General features: G+C 44.7%; 22 protein-coding genes. 7 read left to right on the top strand and 15 right to left on the bottom strand.

What is annotated here, in order from left to right:
• Positions 1 to 7 precede the first annotated feature (7 nt).
• Positions 8 to 1,159, top strand: coding sequence for a M20 aminoacylase family protein (locus F0232_RS02730; protein ID WP_061032021.1), 1,152 nt, complete (start codon positions 8 to 10; stop codon positions 1,157 to 1,159).
• 98 nt (positions 1,160 to 1,257) lie between these two features.
• Here F0232_RS02730 and F0232_RS02725 read toward each other — a convergent pair whose 3' ends face one another.
• The 3 genes from F0232_RS02725 to F0232_RS02715 form a co-directional block, all read right to left on the bottom strand.
• Positions 1,258 to 1,887, bottom strand: coding sequence for a bifunctional 4-hydroxy-2-oxoglutarate aldolase/2-dehydro-3-deoxy-phosphogluconate aldolase (locus F0232_RS02725; protein WP_105058544.1), 630 nt, complete (start codon positions 1,885 to 1,887; stop codon positions 1,258 to 1,260).
• Between the two features lie 3 nt (positions 1,888 to 1,890).
• Positions 1,891 to 2,871 carry a sugar kinase gene (locus tag F0232_RS02720; protein WP_105058543.1) on the bottom strand — a complete coding sequence of 327 codons (981 nt, stop codon included), beginning with the start codon at positions 2,869 to 2,871 and terminating at the stop codon, positions 1,891 to 1,893.
• A gap of 113 nt (positions 2,872 to 2,984) precedes the next feature.
• Entirely contained in the window at positions 2,985 to 4,418 is a 1,434-nt protein-coding gene (locus tag F0232_RS02715) for a PTS transporter subunit EIIC (protein WP_105058542.1), read from the bottom strand.
• 260 nt (positions 4,419 to 4,678) lie between these two features.
• Here F0232_RS02715 and F0232_RS02710 point away from each other — a divergent pair, with 260 nt between their 5' ends.
• Positions 4,679 to 5,878 carry an enolase C-terminal domain-like protein gene (locus F0232_RS02710; protein WP_105058541.1) on the top strand — a complete coding sequence of 400 codons (1,200 nt, stop codon included), beginning with the start codon at positions 4,679 to 4,681 and terminating at the stop codon, positions 5,876 to 5,878.
• 174 nt (positions 5,879 to 6,052) lie between these two features.
• Here F0232_RS02710 and F0232_RS02705 read toward each other — a convergent pair whose 3' ends face one another.
• Complete coding sequence (locus F0232_RS02705; RefSeq protein ID WP_050052609.1) at positions 6,053 to 6,760, bottom strand: GntR family transcriptional regulator; 708 nt, start codon at positions 6,758 to 6,760, stop codon at positions 6,053 to 6,055.
• Positions 6,761 to 7,304: 544 nt separating this feature from the next.
• On the opposite strand from F0232_RS02705, the gene F0232_RS02700 reads away from it, so the two are divergent.
• Both F0232_RS02700 and F0232_RS02695 read left to right on the top strand, forming a co-directional pair.
• Positions 7,305 to 7,928, top strand: coding sequence for an HAD family phosphatase (locus F0232_RS02700; protein ID WP_105058540.1), 624 nt, complete (start codon positions 7,305 to 7,307; stop codon positions 7,926 to 7,928).
• A 37-nt stretch (positions 7,929 to 7,965) separates the two neighbouring features.
• On the top strand, positions 7,966 to 8,799 hold the full coding sequence (locus F0232_RS02695) for a hypothetical protein (protein WP_105058539.1): 834 nt from the start codon (positions 7,966 to 7,968) through the stop codon (positions 8,797 to 8,799).
• Positions 8,800 to 8,919: 120 nt separating this feature from the next.
• Here the strand turns inward: F0232_RS02695 and F0232_RS02690 are convergent, their stop codons facing one another.
• Both F0232_RS02690 and add read right to left on the bottom strand, forming a co-directional pair.
• Positions 8,920 to 9,504 (bottom strand): sugar O-acetyltransferase, encoded by a 585-nt coding sequence (locus F0232_RS02690; RefSeq protein WP_105058538.1) that lies wholly within the window; start codon positions 9,502 to 9,504, stop codon positions 8,920 to 8,922.
• A gap of 133 nt (positions 9,505 to 9,637) precedes the next feature.
• A complete protein-coding gene (gene add / locus F0232_RS02685; RefSeq protein WP_171750666.1) occupies positions 9,638 to 10,636 on the bottom strand; it encodes an adenosine deaminase in 999 nt (332 codons plus the stop codon).
• A 120-nt stretch (positions 10,637 to 10,756) separates the two neighbouring features.
• On the opposite strand from add, the gene F0232_RS02680 reads away from it, so the two are divergent.
• Both F0232_RS02680 and F0232_RS02675 read left to right on the top strand, forming a co-directional pair.
• Positions 10,757 to 11,704, top strand: coding sequence for a LysR substrate-binding domain-containing protein (locus F0232_RS02680; protein WP_105058536.1), 948 nt, complete (start codon positions 10,757 to 10,759; stop codon positions 11,702 to 11,704).
• Positions 11,705 to 11,827: 123 nt separating this feature from the next.
• The gene (locus tag F0232_RS02675; protein WP_105058535.1) at positions 11,828 to 13,279 is read left to right on the top strand and encodes a glutathione synthase; all 1,452 of its coding nucleotides are present in this window, start codon (positions 11,828 to 11,830) and stop codon (positions 13,277 to 13,279) included.
• A 117-nt stretch (positions 13,280 to 13,396) separates the two neighbouring features.
• Here F0232_RS02675 and F0232_RS02670 read toward each other — a convergent pair whose 3' ends face one another.
• The 9 genes from F0232_RS02670 to F0232_RS02630 form a co-directional block, all read right to left on the bottom strand.
• Complete coding sequence (locus tag F0232_RS02670; RefSeq protein ID WP_061032033.1) at positions 13,397 to 13,777, bottom strand: hypothetical protein; 381 nt, start codon at positions 13,775 to 13,777, stop codon at positions 13,397 to 13,399.
• Positions 13,778 to 13,840: 63 nt separating this feature from the next.
• Complete coding sequence (locus F0232_RS02665; RefSeq protein WP_105058534.1) at positions 13,841 to 15,889, bottom strand: glycoside hydrolase family 3 N-terminal domain-containing protein; 2,049 nt, start codon at positions 15,887 to 15,889, stop codon at positions 13,841 to 13,843.
• Positions 15,890 to 16,161: 272 nt separating this feature from the next.
• Positions 16,162 to 16,665: a YgjV family protein gene (locus F0232_RS02660; RefSeq protein ID WP_105058533.1), complete on the bottom strand. Its 504-nt coding sequence runs from the start codon at positions 16,663 to 16,665 to the stop codon at positions 16,162 to 16,164.
• A gap of 130 nt (positions 16,666 to 16,795) precedes the next feature.
• Complete coding sequence (locus F0232_RS02655) at positions 16,796 to 17,422, bottom strand: bifunctional 4-hydroxy-2-oxoglutarate aldolase/2-dehydro-3-deoxy-phosphogluconate aldolase (protein ID WP_105058532.1); 627 nt, start codon at positions 17,420 to 17,422, stop codon at positions 16,796 to 16,798.
• Between the two features lie 9 nt (positions 17,423 to 17,431).
• A complete protein-coding gene (locus F0232_RS02650) occupies positions 17,432 to 18,424 on the bottom strand; it encodes a sugar kinase (RefSeq protein WP_105058531.1) in 993 nt (330 codons plus the stop codon).
• A gap of 3 nt (positions 18,425 to 18,427) precedes the next feature.
• Positions 18,428 to 19,840: a glucuronate isomerase gene (gene uxaC / locus F0232_RS02645; protein WP_105058530.1), complete on the bottom strand. Its 1,413-nt coding sequence runs from the start codon at positions 19,838 to 19,840 to the stop codon at positions 18,428 to 18,430.
• Positions 19,841 to 19,852: 12 nt separating this feature from the next.
• A complete protein-coding gene (locus tag F0232_RS02640; protein ID WP_105058529.1) occupies positions 19,853 to 21,316 on the bottom strand; it encodes a fructuronate reductase in 1,464 nt (487 codons plus the stop codon).
• A gap of 96 nt (positions 21,317 to 21,412) precedes the next feature.
• The gene (locus F0232_RS02635; protein WP_048609953.1) at positions 21,413 to 22,720 is read right to left on the bottom strand and encodes a TRAP transporter large permease; all 1,308 of its coding nucleotides are present in this window, start codon (positions 22,718 to 22,720) and stop codon (positions 21,413 to 21,415) included.
• 15 nt (positions 22,721 to 22,735) lie between these two features.
• Positions 22,736 to 23,248 (bottom strand): TRAP transporter small permease, encoded by a 513-nt coding sequence (locus tag F0232_RS02630; protein WP_048609952.1) that lies wholly within the window; start codon positions 23,246 to 23,248, stop codon positions 22,736 to 22,738.
• Positions 23,249 to 23,547: 299 nt separating this feature from the next.
• Here F0232_RS02630 and F0232_RS02625 point away from each other — a divergent pair, with 299 nt between their 5' ends.
• Positions 23,548 to 24,531 (top strand): TRAP transporter substrate-binding protein, encoded by a 984-nt coding sequence (locus F0232_RS02625; protein ID WP_105058855.1) that lies wholly within the window; start codon positions 23,548 to 23,550, stop codon positions 24,529 to 24,531.
• Positions 24,532 to 24,554: the final 23 nt, after the last annotated feature.

Below are 24,554 nucleotides of genomic sequence, written 5' to 3'. Positions count from 1 at the left end.
AGTTTCCATGACTAACATTGCCAACGTTACAGAATGGCGCCGCCATTTACATCAGTACCCAGAATTTGGTACTAAAGAGTTCATCACATCTGAATTCGTAGCGAACAAGCTCGAAGAGTTCGGCATTGAAGTTCACCGCGGTATTGGCGGGACAGGTGTGCTTGGAATTCTGAAAAATGGCACAAGCGATCGCTCGATTGGTCTACGTGCGGACATGGATGCGCTGCGTATTCATGAAAAGAACACTTTTTGTCACGCTTCAAAGCATGAAGGAGCGATGCACGCTTGTGGACATGATGGCCATACCGCGATGCTACTGGGTGCGGCGCAAGAGTTAGCAACCAGTAAGCAATTCGATGGCACTGTGTACTTCATTTTCCAACCAGATGAAGAGCGAGGCACAGGAGCGAAAGCGATGATCGCTGATGGCCTGTTCACTCGTTGGAATATGGATGCGATTTACGCGATGCATAACTTACCGGGCATCCCAGAAGGTAAATTTGTGACTCGTCCAAGCTCGCTTATGGCAAGTGAAAGCAGTTTTGAGATTGTGATCAAAGCGACGGGCGGTCACGCGGCGATGCCACACATGGGAACCGACCCGATTGTTGTTGGATCTCAGGTGGTCACAGCACTGCAAACCATCGTTTCGCGTAATTTGAGCGCCATTGATGAGACGGCGGTTATCTCGGTGACTAATTTTGTTACTAATGGCACCGTGAATGTGATTCCTTCGCAAGTGACTATTTCTGGTGACACTCGCAGCTTTACCGATCAAGCATTGCATAAAATTGAGAAAGCGATTGAGCGTGTCGTCGCTGGCCAGTGCATGTCGGCAGGTGTTGATTATCAATACCACTTCAACAACAGCTTCTTATCAACGATTAACACGCCTGAAGAGACGGCTCATGCAGTGAAAGCAGCACAAGCGGTTGTTGGTGAAGAGAATGTGAATGGAGCTTGTGAACGCTTCACCATTAGTGAGGATTTCTCGTTCATGTTACGCGAAGTAAAAGGGTGCTATATGCTAGTTGGGAATGGTGTTGGTGAATGTGGAGGCACTGCGCTCCATAACCCACACTACGATTTTAACGATAATATTTTGGAACACGGTGTTGGGTTTTGGAAGACGCTTGTAGAGCAACAATTGTCACAGTAAGTTGATGAAAAAAAGAGCGAGAGGCTAACTTCTCGCTCTTTTTGTATCTAAGGTGTTCTCAAATTGGTGAACAGTTTGGCTGGCTTGGATTAGTTTGCTTAGCGATTCACTTGTTCAACAATCTCGCGTGTTAGGCGGGCAATTTCGTCCCATTCTCCATTTTCAACGAGTTTCTTGTCGACCATCCACGTACCACCGCAGGCTAATACTTGAGGCACTGCTAAGTAGTTATCGATGTTTGATGGCGTGATACCGCCTGTAGGCATGAGTCGAATATCGCCGTATGGACCAACGAGCGATTTAACCATGTTGATGCCACCAGAGGCTTCGGCAGGAAAAAATTTGAGAGTCGTTAGTCCCATCTGAAGTGCCGCTTCAACGGTGCTTGGATTGTTCACACCTGGAATGATATCGATACCGATCTCTTGGCATGCTTTAACTGTGTTTGGATTGAATCCTGGTGATACCACAAAGGTTGCGCCCGCTTCTTTTGCTGCGAGTGCTTGCTTACGGTTCAAGATGGTACCCGCGCCGATCAGCATGTCAGGCTGTGCTTGGCGAAGCAGTCGAATCGCTTCAACAGCGGCATCTGAACGGAACGTAATCTCAGCAGCTGGAAGCCCATTCTCTGCCAATACTTTGCCTAGTGGGATGATGTTTTCTGCGTTATCAATGGCGATAACAGGGATAACTTTAAGTGCTTTTAATTGGTCATTAATTGTAGGCATGGTTTACTTCTTAATAGGGTTTGAAAGAGTGTCGGTGATGGATTTTGGGATGATTGCGCCATGATGTTGAATAACTAATCTGGCTAATGCATTACCTTGGTGGCAGGCTTCTTCAATAGAACCTCCAGCGAGATAGCAAGATAAGAAACCGCCGTTAAAAGAGTCGCCAGCAGAGGTGCTATCAACCACAGTTTCGACCGGTGTCGTTGTGATTTTTACGGGCTCATTTGCGGGGTTTTCGCTGATCAAGCAGCCTTCAGCTCCAAGCTTGACAACAACGGTTTTGACACCGAGTGCATGCAGCCTTGTTATGGTGTCTTGTGGTGTTTGATCGCCCCACAACAGTTGTTCATCATCGAACGTGACTAGAGCTATGTCGGTCGTTTTATAACCTAATAGATAGCATTCTTTAGTTGCGGCCTCTGAGCTCCACAGCTTTGGTCGATAGTTGCTATCAAAGGCGATGGTAACGCCACGTTCACGTAGGCCTTCTATGATAGTGAGCAACTTTAGTTGATCGCTGTGTGGCAGTATCGCGAGGGAAATACCACTTAGAAACACCATATCAACGTCACGAAGTTGGTTCGCTATCTTATCGAAATCGGTGTGCTGTACCATGTAGCGAGCCGCAGAATCGTTGCGCCAGTATAGGAAGGTTCGCTCACCAACATCGTCGAGTTGAATCAGATAGAGCCCGGGTGAACGCTGCTCATCAATAAGCACGAACTCGGTTGATAGTCCTTCATCTTGCCATCGATTAAGCATCTCTTGGCTGATAACGTCTGAGCCTAGCGCCGTGACATAGCTTGTTTGTATCGCTGGATTCGCAGTGTTATTACTGCTCATGGGATTGCTAACCGCAGCGCTACGGTTCAAATAGATTGCCGCGTTTAATGTGTCTCCACCATAGCTTTGATGCATGTTACCAAATGGAGATCCATTCAGTTCAATCATGCACTCACCGATGATTGCGATGTGGGTCATAATATAGCCTTAGAAAGGAAAGATTGGATTTGTTCGTATTGAGGAAAGCATGACCATAACGAGATATGGTCATGCTTTTTCGATTCTAATCTTACGGGAGTGGGACTAGCCGATTACTTGTTGTCTAGTTTTACGAACAACATGGTTAGAACAAAAGAGAGTGCGAATACACCCACCACGCCCATAATTGCCTGAAGGAAGTTTTGTGTACCGCTTGCAAGGTAAGCTGGCAAGCTGAATACAGAAGAAAGAATGTAGCTTGTTAAGTGCGTATCGATTGTTACCGAGATAGCACCGAACACACCTGCAGCCAAACTCGCGGTCATCATCGCTTTGGTGTATTTCGTTAGTACACCAAATAGAGCTGGCTCCGTGATGCCTAAGATAGCGGTAACACTTGAACCCATCGTAATTGAAGATTGCTCTTTAGAAACCGTTTTACGTTGCTTGTGCCAGATAGCCATTGTCGCGCCAGCAATTGCCATGTTACCCAAACACATAATCGGCATCAGTAGATCCTTACCATACAGTGCAAAGTTGTTCAGGCTGATCGGCGTCATGCTGTGGTGGATACCAAATACGATGGTAATTGGGCGAGTTAGACCAAACACAAAGCCCGTTAATGTCGGAGAGATCTCCAGTAGTGAACTCATCACCCAGCCTGCACCGTTACTTAGCCAGATACCTGCAGGACCAACAAAAGATAGTGTGATGGTTGAAGTTACCGTAAAGGCCAACAGTGGTGTAAATACAGGCTTCGCAGAAGATGGTACTAGACGGTCAACTAACGGAGTCACTTTAGACAATAACCAGATAGCAAGAATCGCCGGTACGATAGCGCCGCCGTAGTTGAGCAGCTCAATCGGAACCACGCCAAGAACCGTCAGCTCCGGAGCAGCGCCTGCGTCTTTTAGCATTGTTGCTTTATCAACGAGCAAAGGCGCTAGCATTGCAGAAGAGACAGCAAGCGCAATATATTCGTTTACTTTAAAGACCTTGGCGGCAGAGAAAGAGACCAGCATAGGTAAGAAGAAGAACACAGCAACAGAAATTGAACGGAAGAAGTAAACCGTGTCTGAGGTTTCAGAGATAACATTGGTAGCAATAAGGCCCGATAGCAGACCCATGAGCATACCGGCACCAGCAATGGCTGGAACAACAGGACCAAAGATGCCCGCGACAATGCGCATCACACCTTGGAATAGCTTGCCTTTCTCTAGCTCATCAGCAGGAGTCGCGTCAGCTTGCTGAGTGTTTGAGAGTGCGTTGAACCACTTCTCTACCTCAACACCGATGATGACTTGAGTTTGGCCCTGTTGAAGGACAACACCTTTCACATCTGCGATCTGCTTGATCGCTTCTTCGTCTACCAGTGATTCGTCTGCTAATTTGAAGCGCAACCTTGTCATACAGTGCGTGATACTCACGATGTTGTCTTCACCACCAACAGCGGTGACTAATAACTGTATATTTTCGTTGAAATTTTTCTTTTTCGATGATGACTTAGAGTTATTCACAACGGCATCACTCTTTTCTACCATTTGCATACTACACCTGTTATTGGAAATATTTAACTCGAGAAATCATAACGACAACCAATTTAAATCCAACGGAGAAAAAAGAGATCTCAATCACATTTAAAATTCGAAAAATTAATTTTTCAGCGTTTTTTGCCAATTGGTATGTTTTGTTTATCAAAAAAAAACACTTAACGTACCAATTATTTTTGGGCAAAAATTAGCGCTTGAAATGTGATTTTTAAAGCGGTTAGATAATAGGAGTTGACTTAAGTTTAGGTTATTTAATTGTGAAAGAAACTATTATATCCGATATCCATTGTATTATTACTAAACCAGACAGACACAACCTCATTACCGTGGTAGTTGAAACGAATGAAGGTGTGACTGGCTTTGGTTGTGCGACATTCCAACAAAGACCGCTTGCTGTAAAAACAATGGTCGATGAATATTTAAAACCTATTCTTATTGGTAAAAATGCCAATAATATTGAAGACTTATGGCAAATGATGATGGTCAACGCTTATTGGCGAAATGGCCCTGTTATCAATAATGCAATTTCCGGTGTTGATATGGCACTGTGGGATATTAAAGCCAAATTGGCGGGTATGCCGTTACACCAGTTATTTGGTGGTAAGTCTCGAGATGCTATTCCTGTATACACACACGCGACTAGCGACACAATGGAAGGTATTTATGAGCTGGTGGAATCTTTCTTAGACAAAGGCTACAAGCACATTCGTTGTCAGCTTGGTTTCTATGGTGGCGTTCCAACCGATTTGCATACCACTCAAAGCCCGACTGAAGGCTCGTACTACGACCAAGATCAGTACATGGACAACACGCTAACCATGTTTAAGTCGTTGAGAGAGAAGTATGGTAATCAATTCCATATTCTTCATGATGTTCACGAGCGTCTTTTCCCAAATCAAGCGATACAATTTGCGAAAGAAGTGGAGCAATATAAGCCGTACTTCATTGAAGATATTCTTCCGCCAAATCAAACGGAATGGCTAGACAATATTCGTAGCCAAAGCTCAGTATCATTGGGCTTAGGTGAGTTATTTAATAACCCTGAAGAGTGGAAGTCTCTAATCGCGAATCGTCGAATCGACTTCATCCGTTGCCATGTTTCACAAATCGGTGGTATTACGCCCGCTCTGAAACTCGGGCATCTATGCCAGAACTTCGGTGTACGTATTGCGTGGCACTGTCCGCCAGATATGACGCCAATTGGCGCTGCGGTGAATACGCATTTGAACGTGCATTTACATAATGCAGCGATTCAAGAGCATGTCGAATACAACGAGAATACGCTCAAGGTATTCCCGAACGCTGCAGAGCCAATTAATGGCTACTTATACGCTTCAGAAATCGCAGGTATTGGTGTTGAAATCGACCGAGAGGTTGCAGCCGAGTTCCCTGTTATGTATCGCCCCCACGAGTGGACTCAAAGTCGCCTTCCTGATGGCGCAATTCATACCCCTTAACTCGTATTTATAATATAAAATGGTCGCTATAAGCGGCCATTTTTTTGAGTTGATTTGATTATCTAATTAAAATTAGGTACTAACAAGACTATATTATTGGTGATTTAAATTAATATTTTAATAGTCATTCACTAATCTGACCCACTCAATATAAGTATCATTTTCAGGTTAGTATTATTTCTTATCTCGGAAGCTCATGCTCTCATTGTTAAAAGGCGTGTGGTAGGTGCATTGGTAATTAATATCAATAATGTCGCTGACTATAAATAACTCACCAGACGCTAAGAAACCTCGGTTGGTGATATTCATCGCTGCCGCATTTTTTTTGCAACCAAGCAACTCTGCATCTTCCTTAGAAACGTTGATCGCTTGATACGTCGTTAAGTAGCTATCGATCTGAAGGCCTTTCGCTAGCGCATGTTTCTGGATTGAGCTTTCAATGATCTCGGCATTCATCTCTGGGAAGACACTGACAGGGATCTTGGCTTCTTCTATCTGAACGACTTTGTTGTTAATCAATCGAAGACGTCGAATTTTCCAAATGTAGTCATTGTCGTCTAAAGAAAAAATCTGCTGTTCGTGGTTATCGGGTAGCGCTTTATTCAGCTGGAGCTTTTTATAAGAGATCTCTTCAAAACTGTTTTCAGTGATGGAGTTGTAGACTAGTGGTGTACCAATGAGAGAAGTGTTGACGAAATAACCAGAACCCACCTTAGATTTCACCATGCCAATAGCCTCTAGCTTAGCTAGTGCTTTACGAATCGTGAAACGAGATAATCCATATATTTCAGACAGTTCTCTTTCAGCAGGAAGCTTATGGCTGATACTGTTTTGACAGATCTTACTCACAATATCTTGGACAACTAATTCGTATTTTTTCATAGTTCGATAACGTTAAAGTGGATTCACTGTGGTTAAAGAATAGTGAACTAAATCAGGGATTCAGCACGCTTTGAGAGACTAAGAATTATAACACATAAGGGCATTTGGAGGATGAGAAATGAGTCTTATTAAACCGCTTAAGTCGGTGCATTTTGAGGCTTAATCGTGAATGCGTATCTTGTGAACTCAAGAGAATAGAGGCTAAACTAGAAAGCCAAAATGTGCATTCTACGTCATCAAAATAGGGGAAGGGTATAGAATGGGACTTAATATACTGCTCATAGATAAACGTATAGCAATCCACTGCCAATATTGTGTGGAAACAGCTGGCGCGCCAACGATCGTGTCATCTGAAGCCGATTTGTGTTGATAGTTTGCTCACTTGTAAATAATGAGAAGGCCATCGTAATGATGGCCTTTTTTGTACTCCATTGGTTGTATATTCTATTCGATACTTTTAATTTATAAACGTTCGTCATGAATCTTGATGCGTGGCACTTTGTGTCTTTTTTCCATCAATAACATGGCGATCACAGGAGTATGTATGAGTTCTAATGAAATCAAAAATGTGGTGTTTGATGTGGGTAATGTCATTGTGCGTTGGGCACCTCTGGAAATTGCCCGTCTTACTTTTGGTGATACTGAAGACTTGGAGTCTCGAGCTCGTAATATTTTCCAAAGCACGATTTGGTTGGATTTGAATAAAGGTTTTTTGACCGAAAGTGAGGCCAAGCTTCGTTATCAACAAGAACTTGACTTATCTCCATTAGAGTGTGACCGCTTGTTTTATTACGTTAAACAAACGCAGATCTTACTGCATGGTTCTGTAGAACTCATTGAGCGTGTAAAGCGCTCTGGCTATGGCGTGTATGCGCTGACCGATAATGTGGTCGAGATTGTCGAGTACTTGAAAAAGACCTACGAATTTTGGCCGTTATTTGATGGTGCGGCAGTATCTGCTGAATTGGGCATGCTTAAGCCACAACCTGCAATCTACCAAGCGCTGTTATCTAATAATGGGCTTGAAGCTTCAGAAACCGTCTTCATCGATGATATGTCCTATAACGTTGAAGGGGCAAAGGCTGTAGGCATGGCTGGTATTCAGTTTACCGATGCCGCTCAGTGTGAAAACAGCTTGCAGGCGCTTGGCGTTAATTTAATCGATTGACACCTTGGCGATTGAGTTAAATTTGAGGATGTAGAAAATGAAAAGATACCCACTTAAGTCTATCGTTACATTCTTGTTTTTAACTATGTCGGTACTGGTTTTAGTCGTGGCTTTCGTGCTTCAAATTCGCGGTGAGCAAGCATGTGATAGTTGCTATGAATCAGATAAAGGACAGTTCAAGTTTGTCCTTTACGATGGAACTTCACCTGCGATAATTCCAAGTATTCACAACGAGCTAATACTCAAACAGGCGCCTTTGATGAAGAGCTTCGGCCTGGGCTCAATACCGGTCATAACGGTGAGAGTATGGCAAAGCCAAAAGGCCTACTTAGATGAGCAAGAGCGTAGCATTGGACAGCGATATGCATTTTCTACTGGGTATATCGAGCCTCAAAGTAATGAAATCAGGCTGCTTTATTTTGGTGGTGAAATCCAACGAACAGCATTGCATGAGTTTGTGCACTTACTGACACTTCAAATCAACCCCAATTTTGCGAATAACCCTCGTTGGTTGTGGGAAGCGGTGGCTATCTATAAATCTGAAGATTATTGGTTCCACATGAATAACAGGAATGCCATCAAAGCCCGTTTTGATGGGCTTATTCAAGAGTTATATATCAACCCTAATGGTGGTTCAACAATCTATGAAGTCGGTTATACCATCGGTGAGTTTATCGAGCGTTCTTGGGGGGAGGAGGCTTTTATCAAGCTCATAAAGAGTAACGGTGATGTGTCTGGAATAACGAATGAGCCGATAGAGTCGCTATTTTCAGGGTGGAAGGATTTCGTGAAAAATACCTACCTTAGCTCACCACAAAGTGAGTATGAGAAGGCTTTAGAGCGGAGCCCATTGCAGGCCTCTGAGCAGTGAATGAGATGAACTGAGTAGAAAGTTAACCGTACGATAGAACAACGCTGTTTATTAGATTAAGAGCCATGTTATTGAAACATGGCTCTTTTTGTTTTTAGATTTGGATACGCAATTTGCTTTTTAGTCGTGGGCTTGTTCGGCATTCAAGTGTCGAATCAGCTTTGCTGGTGTGCCGCCGTACAAGCAGTCTGGTGGTACATCACTGTTGACCACAGAGTTGGCTGCGATCACAGAGCGAGCACCAATGGTCACGCCTTGGTTAATCACCGAGTTTCCACCAATCCAGACATCATCTTCGATTGCGATAGGTAGACAGAAAGTTTCCCACTTGCGACGACTGAGGTGGTTCAGTGAGTGAGAAGCAGTGTAAAACTGGACACTTGGCCCCACCAATACATTGTTGCCAATTTTGATGTTGGAACCGTCAAGCATCACCACATTCATGTTGATGAAGGTGTCGTCACCAATCTCGATTGTTTTACCAAACTCACAATGAAAAGGGGGCTGGATTAAGCTGCTGCTACCAACCTTACCAAATAGCTGCTCTTGCAATGTGTGTTGCTGGTCTGGGTCTTGGTGGCTGTTGAAAGCCATTAGCGACTTTCTGGCATTGGAACGCATGGTTTCAATTTCTTGGTCTGCACCATTATATACTTGCCCAGATAGCATCTTTTCTAGTTCAGTTTTAACGTTTGTATTACTCATGCTTGCCCACTTTCCGAGAGTCTCGGTCTAAATGACGAATACTGCAAGATTAGCGATTTTCGGGCATAAAAAAAGAGAAAAGCCTCAGCCTTTCTCTTCCTGTTTTTCTACTTAGCAATCAAGATTGCTTAAATTAGATTTGCTCAACGAAACCCATCAAGTGCTGTTTCACTTCGTCTGAAGCAAAAGCGCTTTCTACAGAGTACTTGTAGATTTCTGCGTAATCTTCTTTTGTTAGACCGAAGGTTTCACACACACGTTTCACTTCGTTAGTCATGGTTGTGTTCGACACTGTACGGTTATCTGTGTTGATCGTTACAACGATGCCGTCTTTCTTGAATTCAGCAATTGGGTGGTCGCTGAATTGGTGAATACACTTAGTTTGCACGTTACTTGTTGGGCAAGTTTCTAGTGCAACTTGCTTCTCTTTAACGATGTTGTACGCATCTTCGTTGCCTTGGATGTGAACACCGTGGCCGATACGCTCTGCGTCTAGCATAGTTACTGCATCGTAAACGTTCTGACCATGCCATTGCTCACCAGCGTGAACCGTCACTCGGTAGCCTTGCTCGATAGCGTATTGCGTGTATTCAGGGAACTCTGCACAGAAACCTGGCTTTTCACCGCCAGCGATATCAAATGCCACTACGCCTTTACCAAGGTATGGCTTACCTGCATCTATCACGTCTTTGATTGAATCTTTAGGGAACATACGCAGTACAGACATAATGTAGTTGCCCTTGATGTCGTATTTCTCTTCAGCACGCTTCATGCCTTTCACTGCACTTGCAATGATCGCGTCAAGAGACAGACCTTTATTGACGTGCAGGATTGGTGCGAAACGAACTTCTAGGTACTTAACGTTTTCTAGTGCTGCGTCTTCGTAAAGCTCAAAAGAGATACGCTCAATCGCTTCTTCCGTTTGCATCACTTGCAGTGGCAGGCTAAAGCAAGCTAGGTACTCATCAAGGTTCTTGCAATCTTCAGGCACAGTTAGAGATTGAACAACCGCATCACGGTCTTCAGGTAGTTCGATATTGTATTGTTTTGCTAGATCAATAATCGTATCTGGGCGAACACTTCCGTCTAGGTGGCAGTGTAAGTCAATCTTTGGTAATGCTAGAAAATCCATGAGTATTCCTTAATTCTATTATTCTTTGAGTGTGTTAACTCACATGCGCTAAATTTACCAAGAGCATGATATGATTTAAAGTGACAAATAATCATCATTAACCTGAATTTGGGGAATATCATGGTCGATGTTAAAAGCTTACTTAAATGCGATATGAATTTGCTGTTGTGCTTACATGTTTTGATTGAAGAACGCAGCGTAAGCAAAACGGCAGAGCGGCTGTTTTTGAGCCAATCTGCGGTAAGCAAACAACTCACCAAGCTCCGAGCTTTGTTTGACGACCCGCTGTTTGAGCGTGAGTCTAAAGGTCTATTCCCAACCCCAAAAGCACTGGTATTAGCGCCTAAGATCCACCAAATCTTACTGCAAATCGAGAAACTGACGGTCCCTGAGGTGTTTGATCCTAAGGAGAGTGAGCGTACTTTCACTATAGACCTTGTTGAGACCGCCTACACAGCAGTTTATCCGCAATTCATGCCAACCGCGCTTGCCGATGCGCCTCATATCACCATCAATAGCTCAACGTGGAGTAGTGATAGTTTCAAACGTTTACTCAAGCGCGAAGTCGATTTTGGTATCGGTATTTTTGAATTAGATGAACGAGCCTCAACCCATGTGCAATGTATTCCGGATGAACTGGATTATGTTGAGCTGTGTTTGGATTATTCCGTTTGTTTGATGCGTAATGATCACCCCGCTTTGCAAGAAGAGTGGAACCTCGACACTTTTCTCAAATATCGACACATACAATTGGTGACGGGCGGAGCGGGCGACTGGTTATTGATGGAAGTGCTTAACGCTAAGCAGTTAGAGATCAACAAGGCCGCTAACGTGTCGGATATCACTAGTGCCATTAAACTATGTAAGCAGAGCGACCTGTTGATGTGCTATCCATACAACTCGGTACGTGATTATATCGATAGTGGTGAACTAGTGATGAAGCCAGTTCCCATTGATTTGGTACCGGGCGGGTTATTCTTGTTGTGGCACCGTTATTTTGACTCTGAGCCTAGCCATCGCTGGCTGCGAGAGCTGATTGTTAACAACACGCAAGACACTCAAGAGTAGATGGTGGTTGAATACATTGTAATTCATAAAATATTTTTCGTTTTTCGTTCGCCTTTTCAGACTGAGCATCGTCTTAATTGGGGGCGTAATTCCCGATAATAGTGAGAGATTAAAATGAATCCAATGCCAGTGTCATTGATTCCGCAACAAATAATAGAAGATGCCTGTGAGTGGGCGATCATGCACGGCGTTGCGTTTCGCCAGTCAGATAATACCGCTAGGCATTGTCCTTTCAGTATTGCGCCAATGACAATGGAACGTGAGGTTTATCAACACCTGCGCCGCGTCACTCCGCTCATTACCAAGCTGATCAGTAACGTATCGGAAGACCATGATTTCTTACAATCTTCATTGAGTGATATGGCGCAAGCCGACCCGTTTTTTGGTCGCTTGATGGCACTTCATCAACAAGCTCATGGCAGTGCTGATGAACGCTTGAGCCCTGCTCGGCAACCTTTGCTATTGATGCGAACCGATTTTATGGACGATCGCCAACATGGCGCAAAAGTCATTGAATTCAATGGTATTGCAGCAGGCATGGCACCATTTGGTCAGCGAGCAACAGAATTCCACTCATACATGCAAAACCAATGGCCAGAAACGTACAAGAACTGGCTAGAAGACCCGTCAGCAACACCAGCAGAGAACCAAGGTTTAGCTCAGCTAGCTTATGGTATTGCGACGACGGCTAGGCAAGTGAAAAACGATTTTAATGAGCAAGATGAACCAGTTTTCTTGATGGTGGTGCAGAAGAACGAAGACAATGTATATGACCAACATTTGCTTGAAGTTGAACTGCAAAAGCAAGGTATTCGCACGGTGCGTCGTACTTTTGAACAGTTGAGCTGTCAGCTTTCAACAGGAGATAACCAACGTTTGTTGCTGCAAGATGTTGGCGCGGTCGATGTGGTGTATCTAAGAGCTGGTTATCAGTATTCAGATTACTGGGCTCCAGAACTCAATGAATCGGTTTGTTGCCACACGCTAAGTCAGACTCGCTTATTTATGGAACAACACCATGTCGCAATGAACGCGACTATCAGCCAACAGTTAGCGACCAGTAAAACCATGCAAATGCTGCTGACCATGATGCCAGCAACAGAATACGCACGCTGGGGTTTAACGCTAGAAGAAGCGGAATTGGTGAAGGGTGTTTTAGCCGACATGAAGCCAATCACCCGTGAATCGATTGAATGGTTTAACACACAAGCTGATAAGCAAGAATGGGTGCTAAAAAACCAAGGTGAGGGCGGCGGTCATTGTGTATTTGGTGACGATATCAGTGAACAGCTGAGGCAACTTAAGCCAGAAGAGTACGACGCGTGGGCATTGATGCAGCGCTTGTACCCGCATGAACGTGACTTGCCGACTATTGCAGTGCGTGACACTCAACAAACGCTAGTGACAGATTTGGTCAGCGAAGTGGGTTTGTTCACCGCTTACTACAAAGGTGAACCAGTAACAGAGCTAGACGGCTACGCGGGCTATTTAATCCGCAGCAAACCCGCTAGCGAAAATGAAGGTGGAATCCACAGTGGAAAAGGGATTCTCGATTCTTTGGTGTTGATTGATTAGTTCTGAATTCTGACGAGTAACAGATAGCAGTATGGCCAACGTTTATACGCTGGCCTTTTTTATGGTTCTTTTGCAGATTAGCACCAAGTTGGATAAGCGACTCAGCTTCTCGCTGCGTTATGCCGGAACCTTAAAACAAGAATCTTGATTGCTGTATTTTGGTACGAAACACAATTTGTCTGCTGACATTTTTAAGCCGTTTTGCATCTGGATATGTGTTACCGCCCAGATTACGCAGCCATGAGGCAAATTGAATAGCGAGCGAGTTTGAGTGAATAACACGCCGTCATCATAGGCTGGTGTAATGTTCGTCGCTTTGCCTTGCCACGCCTTATGAGTGGTTTGCACATCAATATTTGGCACAATCAGTGAGAGCATTTCTGGCTCAACGTCTTTGACGACTTTCAAGCAGATACGACACCCATCGTAGTATTGTTCTATCCAGATTTTATGTGGAATAGCGTTGTCATCCCAACTCAGTTGTAAGATATGTTCCATGACTTTGTCCTTGGTATCTAAGAAGGAAAGGCAGTGCTCACACTGCCTGAATTAGCTCAAATATTATTCGTAACTTAAACCATGTCCGAACGGGTAAAGGGTGTCGGCTTGATCATACCCAGGGTAATCTGAGTCTTGGTTTTGAATGGCTTGGGCGCTGTTTGCTAAAGCAAATGGCAGTTTTCCTTGAGGAGCAAAGTTGCCTGAAAGCACTTCCATGAGGTTGTTGTCCGAGACTCCAAATGTGGCTATCACGGCACCGGCTTGCTTAAGATTACTTTGATCGTCTAGCACGAAGGGTTGTCTAAAGTTGATGGACAAGACCGTTTTGTCAGCACCCACTTCGTTCATAACGGCTTTGATGTCGCTTAGGCTTGGTTCAATATGCCAAGATGCCGCTGTAGCCATTTCACTGAATGCAAGAATATCGAGTTCATCTGGGTTCGCACCACCAAAGATAAGGTCAGGATCTGAACCTTCGTTAGATACGCGAACACGAATAACCGCATAGTCCGTATCGGCTGGTGCTGGTGGACGCGTTTCTCCCGCTTCGTAATCTCCAGAAGTCACGGTAAAGTTGTACTTGTCGTCTCCAGCAATGTTTTCGTCCATTCCCATGACATACAGAGCAACAGGATTTTGTGCGGTTGATTCAGCTAGAGGTAAAGTCTTATTGGTATTTTGAAGTAAGACGACAGACTTTTTCTGTGCGTAATCAGCGCGTTCTTGGTACTTCTCATTGCCTAAAATCTCTTGGGCTTTTTTCTCGTCAACATAAGTGTTTTCGAAAAGGCCAAGCTTGAATTGTTCTTCAAGTAAGCGTGTTACTGATAGGTCGACACGCTCTTCGGTGATCAGATCCTTTTCGACCAGTTTCACGATGACTTCTTTATCATGGAAACCTGAAAGAACATCGACTCCAGCGTCGACCGCCATTGCAACTTGCTCATCAATCGTTTTGTGTTCTACACCCCATGCTCGCTCACCAATAATGCCGGTATCTGAGTTCACGTTACCTGTGTAGCCCAATTCGTCTCTGAGCAGGTCGGTGACAATGCCTTTTGAAAAGGACATACCAACATCGTTTGGCATCCACTTTTGATCTACAGGGATGCCGTAGTAAGGCATTATTGAAGAAGCGCCAGCCTCAATCGCGGCAATAAACGGTTTTAGGTGGTAATCAAAATTGTTCTTTGGATAGACTTGGTTCTTACCAAAGTCATAGTGTGGGTCACCACCGTTTTCTTGTGGACCGCCTCCAGGGAAGTGTTTGATTGTTAGCGCGATACTGTCTTCGTTAATCTCACCGCCATCCTGCAACCCTTTGATCAGTGAACGCATAATGTCAGACGCTAAATCGGCATCTTCGGTAAAGGTTTCGTGTACTCGATACCAGCGAGGTTCTGTCGCCAAATCCATCATGTATCCGTACATACTCCGCAGGCCAATTGAAGACCATTCTTCATTCATGATGCCGGCAAATTCAGTGATCAAATCCATGTCGCGAGTTGCTGCTAAACCTGCCTCTTTAGGCCAAGCAGAAAATGCTCCTGAAGAAACGTTGATCCCTGCTTTTGCTGATGGATCAATATGGTTACGGGCATTGGATTTGAATAGAGCGGGGATACCCATTCGCGTCTGTTCACGCAGTTCTTGAACGCTATTCATGAACTGGGCAGCTTCTGTTGGGGTTATCTGACAACCTGAACGTCCAGCATCACAATCAGGAGTGTTAGTTGGGGTTTCAACTACGCTGTTACGGAAGATAAAACGTGTCATTTGGGCATCGGCAATCATGTCTTGCCCTGTGCTGCTAACAAGCCCACCTTCAGACGAGTTTAAGGTGTCAATGAGCATCATGCCGGCTTTCTCATCTAGCGTCATTCGGCTAACCAAGTCTGCTGCTCGCTCTTCTGGAGATAATCGCCAGTCTTCAAAGGGTTCAAGTGTTCCATTGCCGTTAGAATCTCGGAATTGGTAACCTTCAACGTTCAATACATCATGAACACGAGAGTGAACTTGGGGTTGTTGGAAGTTATTGTCGCTATCAGATGAGTTGCATCCTGCAAGAAGCAACGCGATTGCTATAGGTGTCAGGGTAAGACGCTTCATGGTCACGATCCTATTGTTAGTATAATAATAAGTACATGACCAATTTTAATGATTTACGGATTATTGGTTAACCAAAATAAATCAAACTAAAGATTTGGATCACCATATAAATTTAATTGGTGATTTAATTCAATTTAGTATTGGAAATATATTGACGACGTTTAAATAACGTAAACTTAACTAGATTTAATTTTTTGATATCCAATTAATTTTCCATTTAATTAGTGATGTATTACTTCCATATTTTAAAGCTAGAATAAAAAATATATTGCCTATTTTATAGTTAACAATCTGCGCTGATGTAAACGATAGATAGTGACCATGTTGGTGACAATAAAGGTGATTTCGACAAAGGATCCACCAATCGAACCAATCCAAATGTTATGGCTAGCCCAACAGAAGGAATTGAATAAGATCAATGATCTCAAGGCGATTCCTTGTCTTGAAAAGAGTGCCCATGTCGCAACGGATGAACCAACAACCGTAATAAACTCAAAGAAATGGTTCATGTTGGGCAAAGTCATGCACCACATTAATACGATAAAGAACCACATCACTTTGCGTGATTGAGTTTTTATCGATACGTAGCTTCGAATAGCATTAATAATGACACCTATAGCGGCTACTATTGCACCCATTAATATAAAATGAATACTCATGGCAAAACAAAATATCATCATTTGATAGCGAAAACTCATATCATCTTTTTGCCAAAAGGCCATTATACCGATACAAAAAGCCAGGCCGCCAACTCCTTGTGTTATCCAGTTTTCCATATTTAGCCTTTATTTTTAAGATGCTATCGAGCACGATTAAATATTAACTTTGAAAGAATAATGCTCAACCATAAAATAACCCTCCAAAAGGAGGGCTAGATATAATGCTAAAGGTGCTATTGCATTAGGTTTAATTGACTAACTTAACGGCTTCACGAGTTAAATGAGCCAGCTCTTCCCAATTGCCTTCTTCAATCAGCTTCTTATCCACCATCCAAGTACCACCACATGCGAGTACTCGAGGTATCGCTAGGTAGTCTTTGATGTTGTTTGGGTTAATACCACCTGTCGGCATGATTTCAATATCCGTGTAAGGCGCAAGAAGTGACTTAACCATGTTGATGCCACCTGATGCTTCCGCTGGGAAGAACTTCAATGTGGTTAAGCCCATTTCTAGAGCAGCTTCTACTGTGCTCGGGTTGTTGACCCCAGGAATGATATCAATACCAATCTCTTGGCAGGCTCTTACCGTATTTGGGTTAAAGCCAGGAGAGACCACAAACGTTGCGCCCGCTTCTTTAGCGGCGAACGCTTGCTCACGATTGAGTACAGTGCCTGCGCCGATCAACATATCTGGTTGTGATTCACGAAGTAGACGAATAGCTTCAACTGCAGCTTCCGAACGGAATGTAATTTCTGCTGCAGGTAACCCATTTTCAGCTAACACTTTACCCAGAGGGATGATGTCTTCAGCGTTGTCGATAGCGATCACAGGGATAACTTTCAGTGTTTTTAGTTGTTGTTTGATGTTAGACATTGGTATTCCTTAAATGGCTGTGATGGCCGCTTGAGTTAGTTCTTTTGCAATAATGGCACCACGATGTTGGATAACGACGCCTGCCATGGCATTACCGCGCTGGCATGACTTTGTTAAGTCTTCGCCCGCAAGGTAAGCAGATAAAAATCCGCCATTGAATGAGTCTCCTGCTGAGGTCGTATCAACGACGTGCTCAACAGGTAGGGTCGGCACCGCCCGTGGAGCCGAAGCGGTACCAGAATCTGGATTTATGTCACTTTGAGTGATGGCATCTTGAATGAGACAACCATCGGGACCCAGTTTAACGATGCATCGCTTAACACCCAGTGCAGTTAGACGCTCAATAGTTTGTTCTGGAAAGCTATCTCCCCAAATTAACTGTTCATCATCGAATGTCACCAATGCTAAATCCGTCAATGTATACATGGCTTGGTAGCTGTTTTTGACGGTTTGGTTTTCGTCCTGTGGCCAAAGTGCAGGGCGGAAGTTACTGTCGAAGGCGATCTCAACGCCTTGTATCTTCAACTCAACCAAGATGTTCAATAGCTCGATACGATCTTGCTCAGGCAGAATCGCTAATGTGATACCGCTGAGAAAGATCATATCGACATTGCGCAGTGTCTGTTTTATCTGATTGAAATCTGGGTGCTGCAGCAGGTAGCGTGCAGCTGATTGGTTTCTCCAATACAGAAAGGTACGTTCACCTGCGTCATCAAGCTGAATTAGGTACAGACCTGGAGTACGTTGGCTGTCTTGCAGAACTAGGTCAGTCGACACCCCTTCTTGTTGCCAGCGTTCTAACATTCCCTTGCTAATCGGGTCTACGCCCAAAGCCGTGACGTAGGACACTTTGATGTCATCTTGATTGATGTTGGCCTCGCAGCCCCGGCTTAAATAGACCGCAGCATTGAGCGTGTCTCCGCCAAACGTTTGATGCATTGAGCCGAACGGTTTACCGTTCAGCTCGATCATGCACTCACCAATAATGGCGATATGTTTCATGGGTTACGCCCTCTCTTCGAAGTAGCGTTTTGCGTTACCAAAGCAGATGTCCTCGACCATAGGGCCAAGCAGTGACATGTCGTTTGGCACCTCGCCGTTTTCAGCCCAACGACCAAGCATGTCACACAGAATTCGGCGGAAGTATTCGTGGCGTGTGTACGACAAGAAGCTGCGAGAGTCAGTCAGCATGCCGACAAACTGGCTAAGCAGACCAAGCTGAGATAGCTGCTCCATTTGGCGTTGCATGCCGTCCTTCTGATCGTTGAACCACCAACCAGAACCAAACTGAACTTTGCCCGCGATGCCGCCACCTTGGAAGTTACCAATCATAGTTGCCATCATCTCGTTATCGCGAGGGTTTAAGCAGTAAAGGATGGTGCGAGGTAATTTATTGCTTTGATCCATTTCGTCCAACAGATGCGCCAATTCGAAGGCAAATGTCTTATCGCTAATCGAATCAAACCCCGCATCTGCGCCTAACAGTTGGAACATACGCGTGTTGTTATTGCGCTGAGCACCAATGTGAAGCTGCATTACCCAACCCATTGCGGCGTAGCGCTTGCCTAACCACACTTGAACCGCTGTTGAAAACTGCGCATATTCTAGATCGGTGAGTGTTTCGCCATTGAGGCGTCGAGCTAACAGGGCATCCAAATCCGATTCTGATGGAATAGGTGCGTAGCGAACCACTTCAATACCGTGGTCTGCTGCACGGCAACCATGGTCGTTGAAATGCGTTAGGCGGCTGTCTAAAGCACTCAAGAGATGATGGAAGCGAGTGATCTCAACGTCAGCAACCATGCTTAATTTTTGTAGGTAATCAGCAAAGCCATCAAGTTCAATTTTGAACGCTTTATCTGGGCGCCAGCTTGGTAGAACCTTCACATCAAATGAACTGTCTTGAGCGATCGCTTTATGGTGTTCAAGAGAATCAATTGGATCGTCTGTCGTACCTGCCATCACCACATTCATTTGCTTCATGATGCCGCGAGCACTAAATTCTGGTGTCGCTAATAGCTCGTTGCATTGGTGCCAAATTTGGTCTGCGGTTTCTGGACCAAAGAGAGTGCCAGTAATACCAAATGGGCGGCGTAGTTCTAAATGAGTCCAGTGGTAAAGTGGGTTGCCCAAGGTTTGAGGGACGGTTCTAGCCCATGCCATGAACTTATCATAATCGCTTGCGCCTCCAGTAATCAGACGCTCATTAATCCCTGCTGAACGCATACCACGCCATTTGTAGTGGTCACCTTCAAGCCAAATCTTAGACATGTTTTCGAACTGACGATCTTGAGCCACTTCTGCCGGGTTTAGGTGGCAATGATAGTCATAAATCGGCTGGTGGCTTGCGTGTTCGTGGTACAAACGGCGTGCAGTCTCATTCGACAGCAAAAAGTCTTCACATAAGAAATTCTTCATTGTTTGTACTCCTTATAACGCAGCCACGGTCGCAACGGCACCGTGTTCAATTAGTGATTGGTACGCTGAACTTACCGCATCAATCACTTGTGGGGTTTGGCCTAGCTCGGCAGGGAAAATCGCTTCAACCGCAAGTAATGCCGGAACCACAGATACATTGAGTCCATGCTGGTCGCAGATCTGGCGAAGTGTGTCTGCCATTGGATCGCGGACATCAATCTCATTGCCTTGCTCGTTAACGCCAGAGACATAACGCATCCAGCCAGCGATAGCGGTTGCAAGCCACGAGAAATCTGAGCCTTGATCTAAATGGAATCGTAAGCTGCCACCCATACGTTGAGGGATCTTCTGGCTGCCATCCATCGCAATCTGCCATGTCTTATGCTTCAAGCTTGGGTTAGTGAAGCGGTTGATCAGCAAGGTTGCGTAACCTTCTAAATCAGTCCCTTCAGGCATGGTTAACGACGGTGCTTGGGATTTCATCATCATGTCAAAAGCGGCTTTGCGGTAGCCTGCATCTGTCATGGTGTCGGAAATATGGTCGTAGCCACCAAGGTATCCAAGGTAAGCAAGGAAAGAGTGACTGCCATTGAGCATGCGCAGTTTCATCTCTTCGTAAGGCACCACATCTTCGACGAACTCAGCGCCGGCGACATTCCAGTCTGGACGACCTGCCACAAAGTTATCTTCAATCACCCATTGGCGAAAGGGTTCACAGGCGATGCCACATGGGTCTTCACAACCAAGCAGTTCTGCAATTTCTGTCAATGTTTCTTCTGTTGCTGCGGGTACGATGCGGTCAACCATGGTGCATGGGAAGGTGACATTGGTTTCAATCCAATCACGCAACTCTGGGTCGAGCAATTGAGCGAACTCAATGATCGCTGCTTTTGCTACATGGCCGTTTTCTTGCACGTTGTCGCAAGACATGACCGTGAATGGTGTTAAGCCACGTTCACGTCGAATTTTTAGGGCTTGGACAATATAGCCGAGCGCAGATTTTGGTTGAGTTGGGTTAGCTAGGTCAGCGATGACTAGTGGATTATTTTTGTCGAGTTTTCCTGTCGCAGGGTCAGCGCAGTAGCCTTTCTCTGTGATGGTCATAGAAACGATAGCCACTTGAGGTTCGGCCATTTTTTCTAATACGGTTTCGATGCCGTCTAAGCTCGGGTGAAGAGATTCGGTTACTGAGCCGATCACTTTAACTTCTGTGGATTCAGCGCCTTTTTCAGCTACGGTGTAAAGGTGGTCTTGCGCGCGAAGTGATTCAATTAGGTCTTCGCCGCCGAATAGGTTTATCTCACAAATGCCCCAATCAGTGTTGGTTTTGCTGAGCATTTCGTTGGTAAACAGTGCTTGGTGCGCTCGGTGAAAAGCACCGAAACCAAGGTGCACAATACGGCTTTGGAGTGCTGAACGGTCGTAATCAGGTCTTAATACAGTGTTTGGCAGCGTAGAGTTAGCAACAGTCTTCATTATTCAGTTCCTTTTCCCGCTAGCGAACCAGCGGGATTTTATTATTTGATAAAGCGTTTGAGTGTTTAGCAGTCTTAGAATCTATCTGTGACCAAATTACGAACCGTAGCCCAGTACCAATTCAGGTAGGAACAAGCTCAGCTCAGGGATAAAAGTAACGGCCATCAAGGCTGCAATCAGTGCTGCATAGAATGGCAGCAAAGGTTTGATGACTTTGTCGATGGCAATGTTGGCAACCGAACAACCAATGAACAGAGCACTACCCACTGGCGGCGTACAGATACCGATAGCAAGGTTGAAGGTCATCATGATGCCGAAGTGAACAGGGTCGATGCCTAGGTCTAGCGCAATTGGTAAGAAGATTGGTGTGAAGATCAGTACCGCTGGTGTCATATCCATGAAGATACCCACAATCAGCAGAATGATGTTGATGATCAATAGAATCATTAGCGGGTTATCAGAAACCGCCAGTAATGCATCAGCAATCATGTAAGGCACATCGGCGTTCGCCATTGCCCAAGACATACCCATTGATGCGCCAACCAGTAATAGAACGATAGATGTTGTTACTGCAGACTCAAGGATGATCTTTGGAATATCGCCCCATTTCACTTCACGGTAGACAAGCACAGCTAAAACAAACGTGTATACCACAGCAATTGCGGAAGCCTCAGTAGCAGTAAAGATACCGCCAATGATGCCGCCCATGATGATGCCGATCAGTGCTAAAGAAGGTGCCGCTTTTAGGAAGGTATCCCAAACCATTGATAATGAAGGACGCGCTGCCACTGGGTAACCGCGACGTTTCGCGATGATACCCGCCACAATCATGATACTTAATCCCATCAAGATACCTGGGATGTAGCCCGCTAAGAACAGCGCCGCAATTGAAGTACCACCAGAAACCAATGAGAAAACGATCAGCGTGTTACTTGGCGGAATCAATAGACCAGTAGGACACGAAGTAATGTTTACCGCAGCAGAGAAGTTTTCGTCGTAGCCGTCTTTCTTTTGCAGAGGAGACATGGTGCCACCAACTGCAGCCGCCGATGCAACAGCTGAGCCTGAGATAGAACCAAACATCATGTTTGCCATCACGTTTACGTGTGCCAATGAACCTGGTAGACGACCACCTAACACTTTCGCGAAGTTGATCAAACGCAGCGCGATGCCGCCTTGGTTCATGATGTTGCCCGCCAAAATGAAGAACGGGATTGCCAATAGTGCAAAGTTATCAAGGCCTGCGGCCATACGTTGAGCAACTACAGCGATTGCAGGCTCAAGCGGTAAGCTCATTAAGATGGTTGCTAGTGACGATAAACCAATCGCAAAAGAGACCGGTACACCGATTGTAAGCAGTACAGCGAAACTACCGAATAAGGTCAGTATTACTTGCCATTCCATTGTGAAATCCTTCTATCAATCAAGTTGTGAGTCGGTGATCAAATCGTCACCTGACATTAATTGTTTAACGCGTTCGTAGGTAAATACGACGGAGTAAAAAATCATCAAAGCGCCACTAATCGGTAAGCAGAAGTAGATGTAGCCCATTTCTAAACCTAGAGCGGGAGTCAGCTGTCCCATCGCAAGCGTTTTAGCAGCAAGTTGGCTTCCACCGTGTACCAGAACGATATAAGAGAAAGAAGCGATGGCTATTTGGATAACGATTTCGTTGATTAATTTGCGTTTGCCAGTCAGCTTCATCGTAAGCAGGTCGATGGCAAGGTGGCGTTTCAGACCCGTAGTGTAAGCAGCACCAATTAAGGCTACCCACATAAAGAGATAACGCGCGAGCTCGTCGGTAACAGTACTTGGTTTGCCAATAACATAGCGGGATAAAACCTGCCATATCACACACAGTACTAAGAAAGACGATAGAGACACTGTAAAGGCGGCCAACCCTCTATTTATGTAACTGACCAATTTATTCATGTTTATTTCCTTTCAACAAAATTGCGTATCTCATAACAATTGGTTTACCAATGTAAGAAATTGTTTCTATGTAGGGATGGGATGTTCAAAAATCTGGCTGAATCATAAGCTATTCATTTTTTGGTTGGCGTGAGCAACTTCACAAATGATTTTGGTTGACCAATTTATGGGTTTTTATTGTGATATTGGTCAATCAATTTTAATTTCAGCTTTGACGGTTCCTTTTTTGAGCCCCAATATGAGCCCATAACAAAAAACACCCTACATTTTGGATAACCAATCCACGGAGAATAAGAATGATGATGACGCGTAAAACTTTGATTAGTGCGGTTGTCGGTGCTGCTTTGACTTTTGGAGCAACAGCTTCTGCTTATGCAGCGACAACATTGAAACTGAGCCATAACCACCCTCGTGACCATGCAGTACATGAAGCGATGACGTTTATGGCGAAAGAAGTACGTGAATTGACTGATGGTGAGGTGCGTATTCGTATTTACCCTGATGCTCAATTGGGTACACAGCGTGAATCTATGGAGCTGATGCAGAACGGCGCTTTAGATATGGTGAAAAGTAATGCTGCTGAGCTAGAAGCTTTTTCTCCTGCTTATTCATCATTCAACATGCCTTACTTATTCCGCGATCAAGCGCACTACTACAGTGTGACTGATGGTGAAGTAGGCCGTGACATTCTTAACTCTTCTCGTGATAGCGGCTTTATTGGTGTGACTTACTACGACGCTGGTGCGCGTAGCTTCTATACCAATAAGCCAATTAACACACCAGAAGATCTGAAAGGTTTGAAAGTTCGTGTTCAACCAAGCCCATCAGCAATTGCGATGGTTAAAGCGTTAGGCGGTAACCCAACGCCACTCGCTTACGGTGAGTTGTACACAGCACTGCAGCAAGGTGTTGTAGATGCGGCTGAAAATAACATTCCTTCATTCAGCTTGAGCCGTCACAGTGAAGTGTCTAAATACTTTAGCTTAGATGAGCACACGATGGTTCCGGATGTGTTGGTTATCTCAACCAAAGCATACGATAAACTGACTACAGAACAACAAGATGCGCTAATGACGGCGGCAAGTGATTCATCTGAATTGATGAAAAAATTGTGGGCAGAATCGGAAGCAAAAGAGCGTGCTAAAGCCGAGGAAATGGGCGTTACTTTTGTGGAACCAGACAAGGCTGCGTTCGCACTAGCGGTTCAACCTATGTACGACGCGCTAGATAAAGCGGACCCGGAATTGAGTGCATTGATTGACCGTATTCAGGCTGTTGAATAACGAGCAAATATAGAAAAAAGAGT

Origin of the sequence: Vibrio sp. T3Y01 (assembly GCF_013114525.1) — a bacterium.
In the GTDB taxonomy this organism is placed as follows: domain Bacteria; phylum Pseudomonadota; class Gammaproteobacteria; order Enterobacterales; family Vibrionaceae; genus Vibrio; species Vibrio chagasii_B.
Note: the sequence above shows the minus strand (reverse complement) of the source record. Positions and strands in the feature narration are given on the sequence as shown.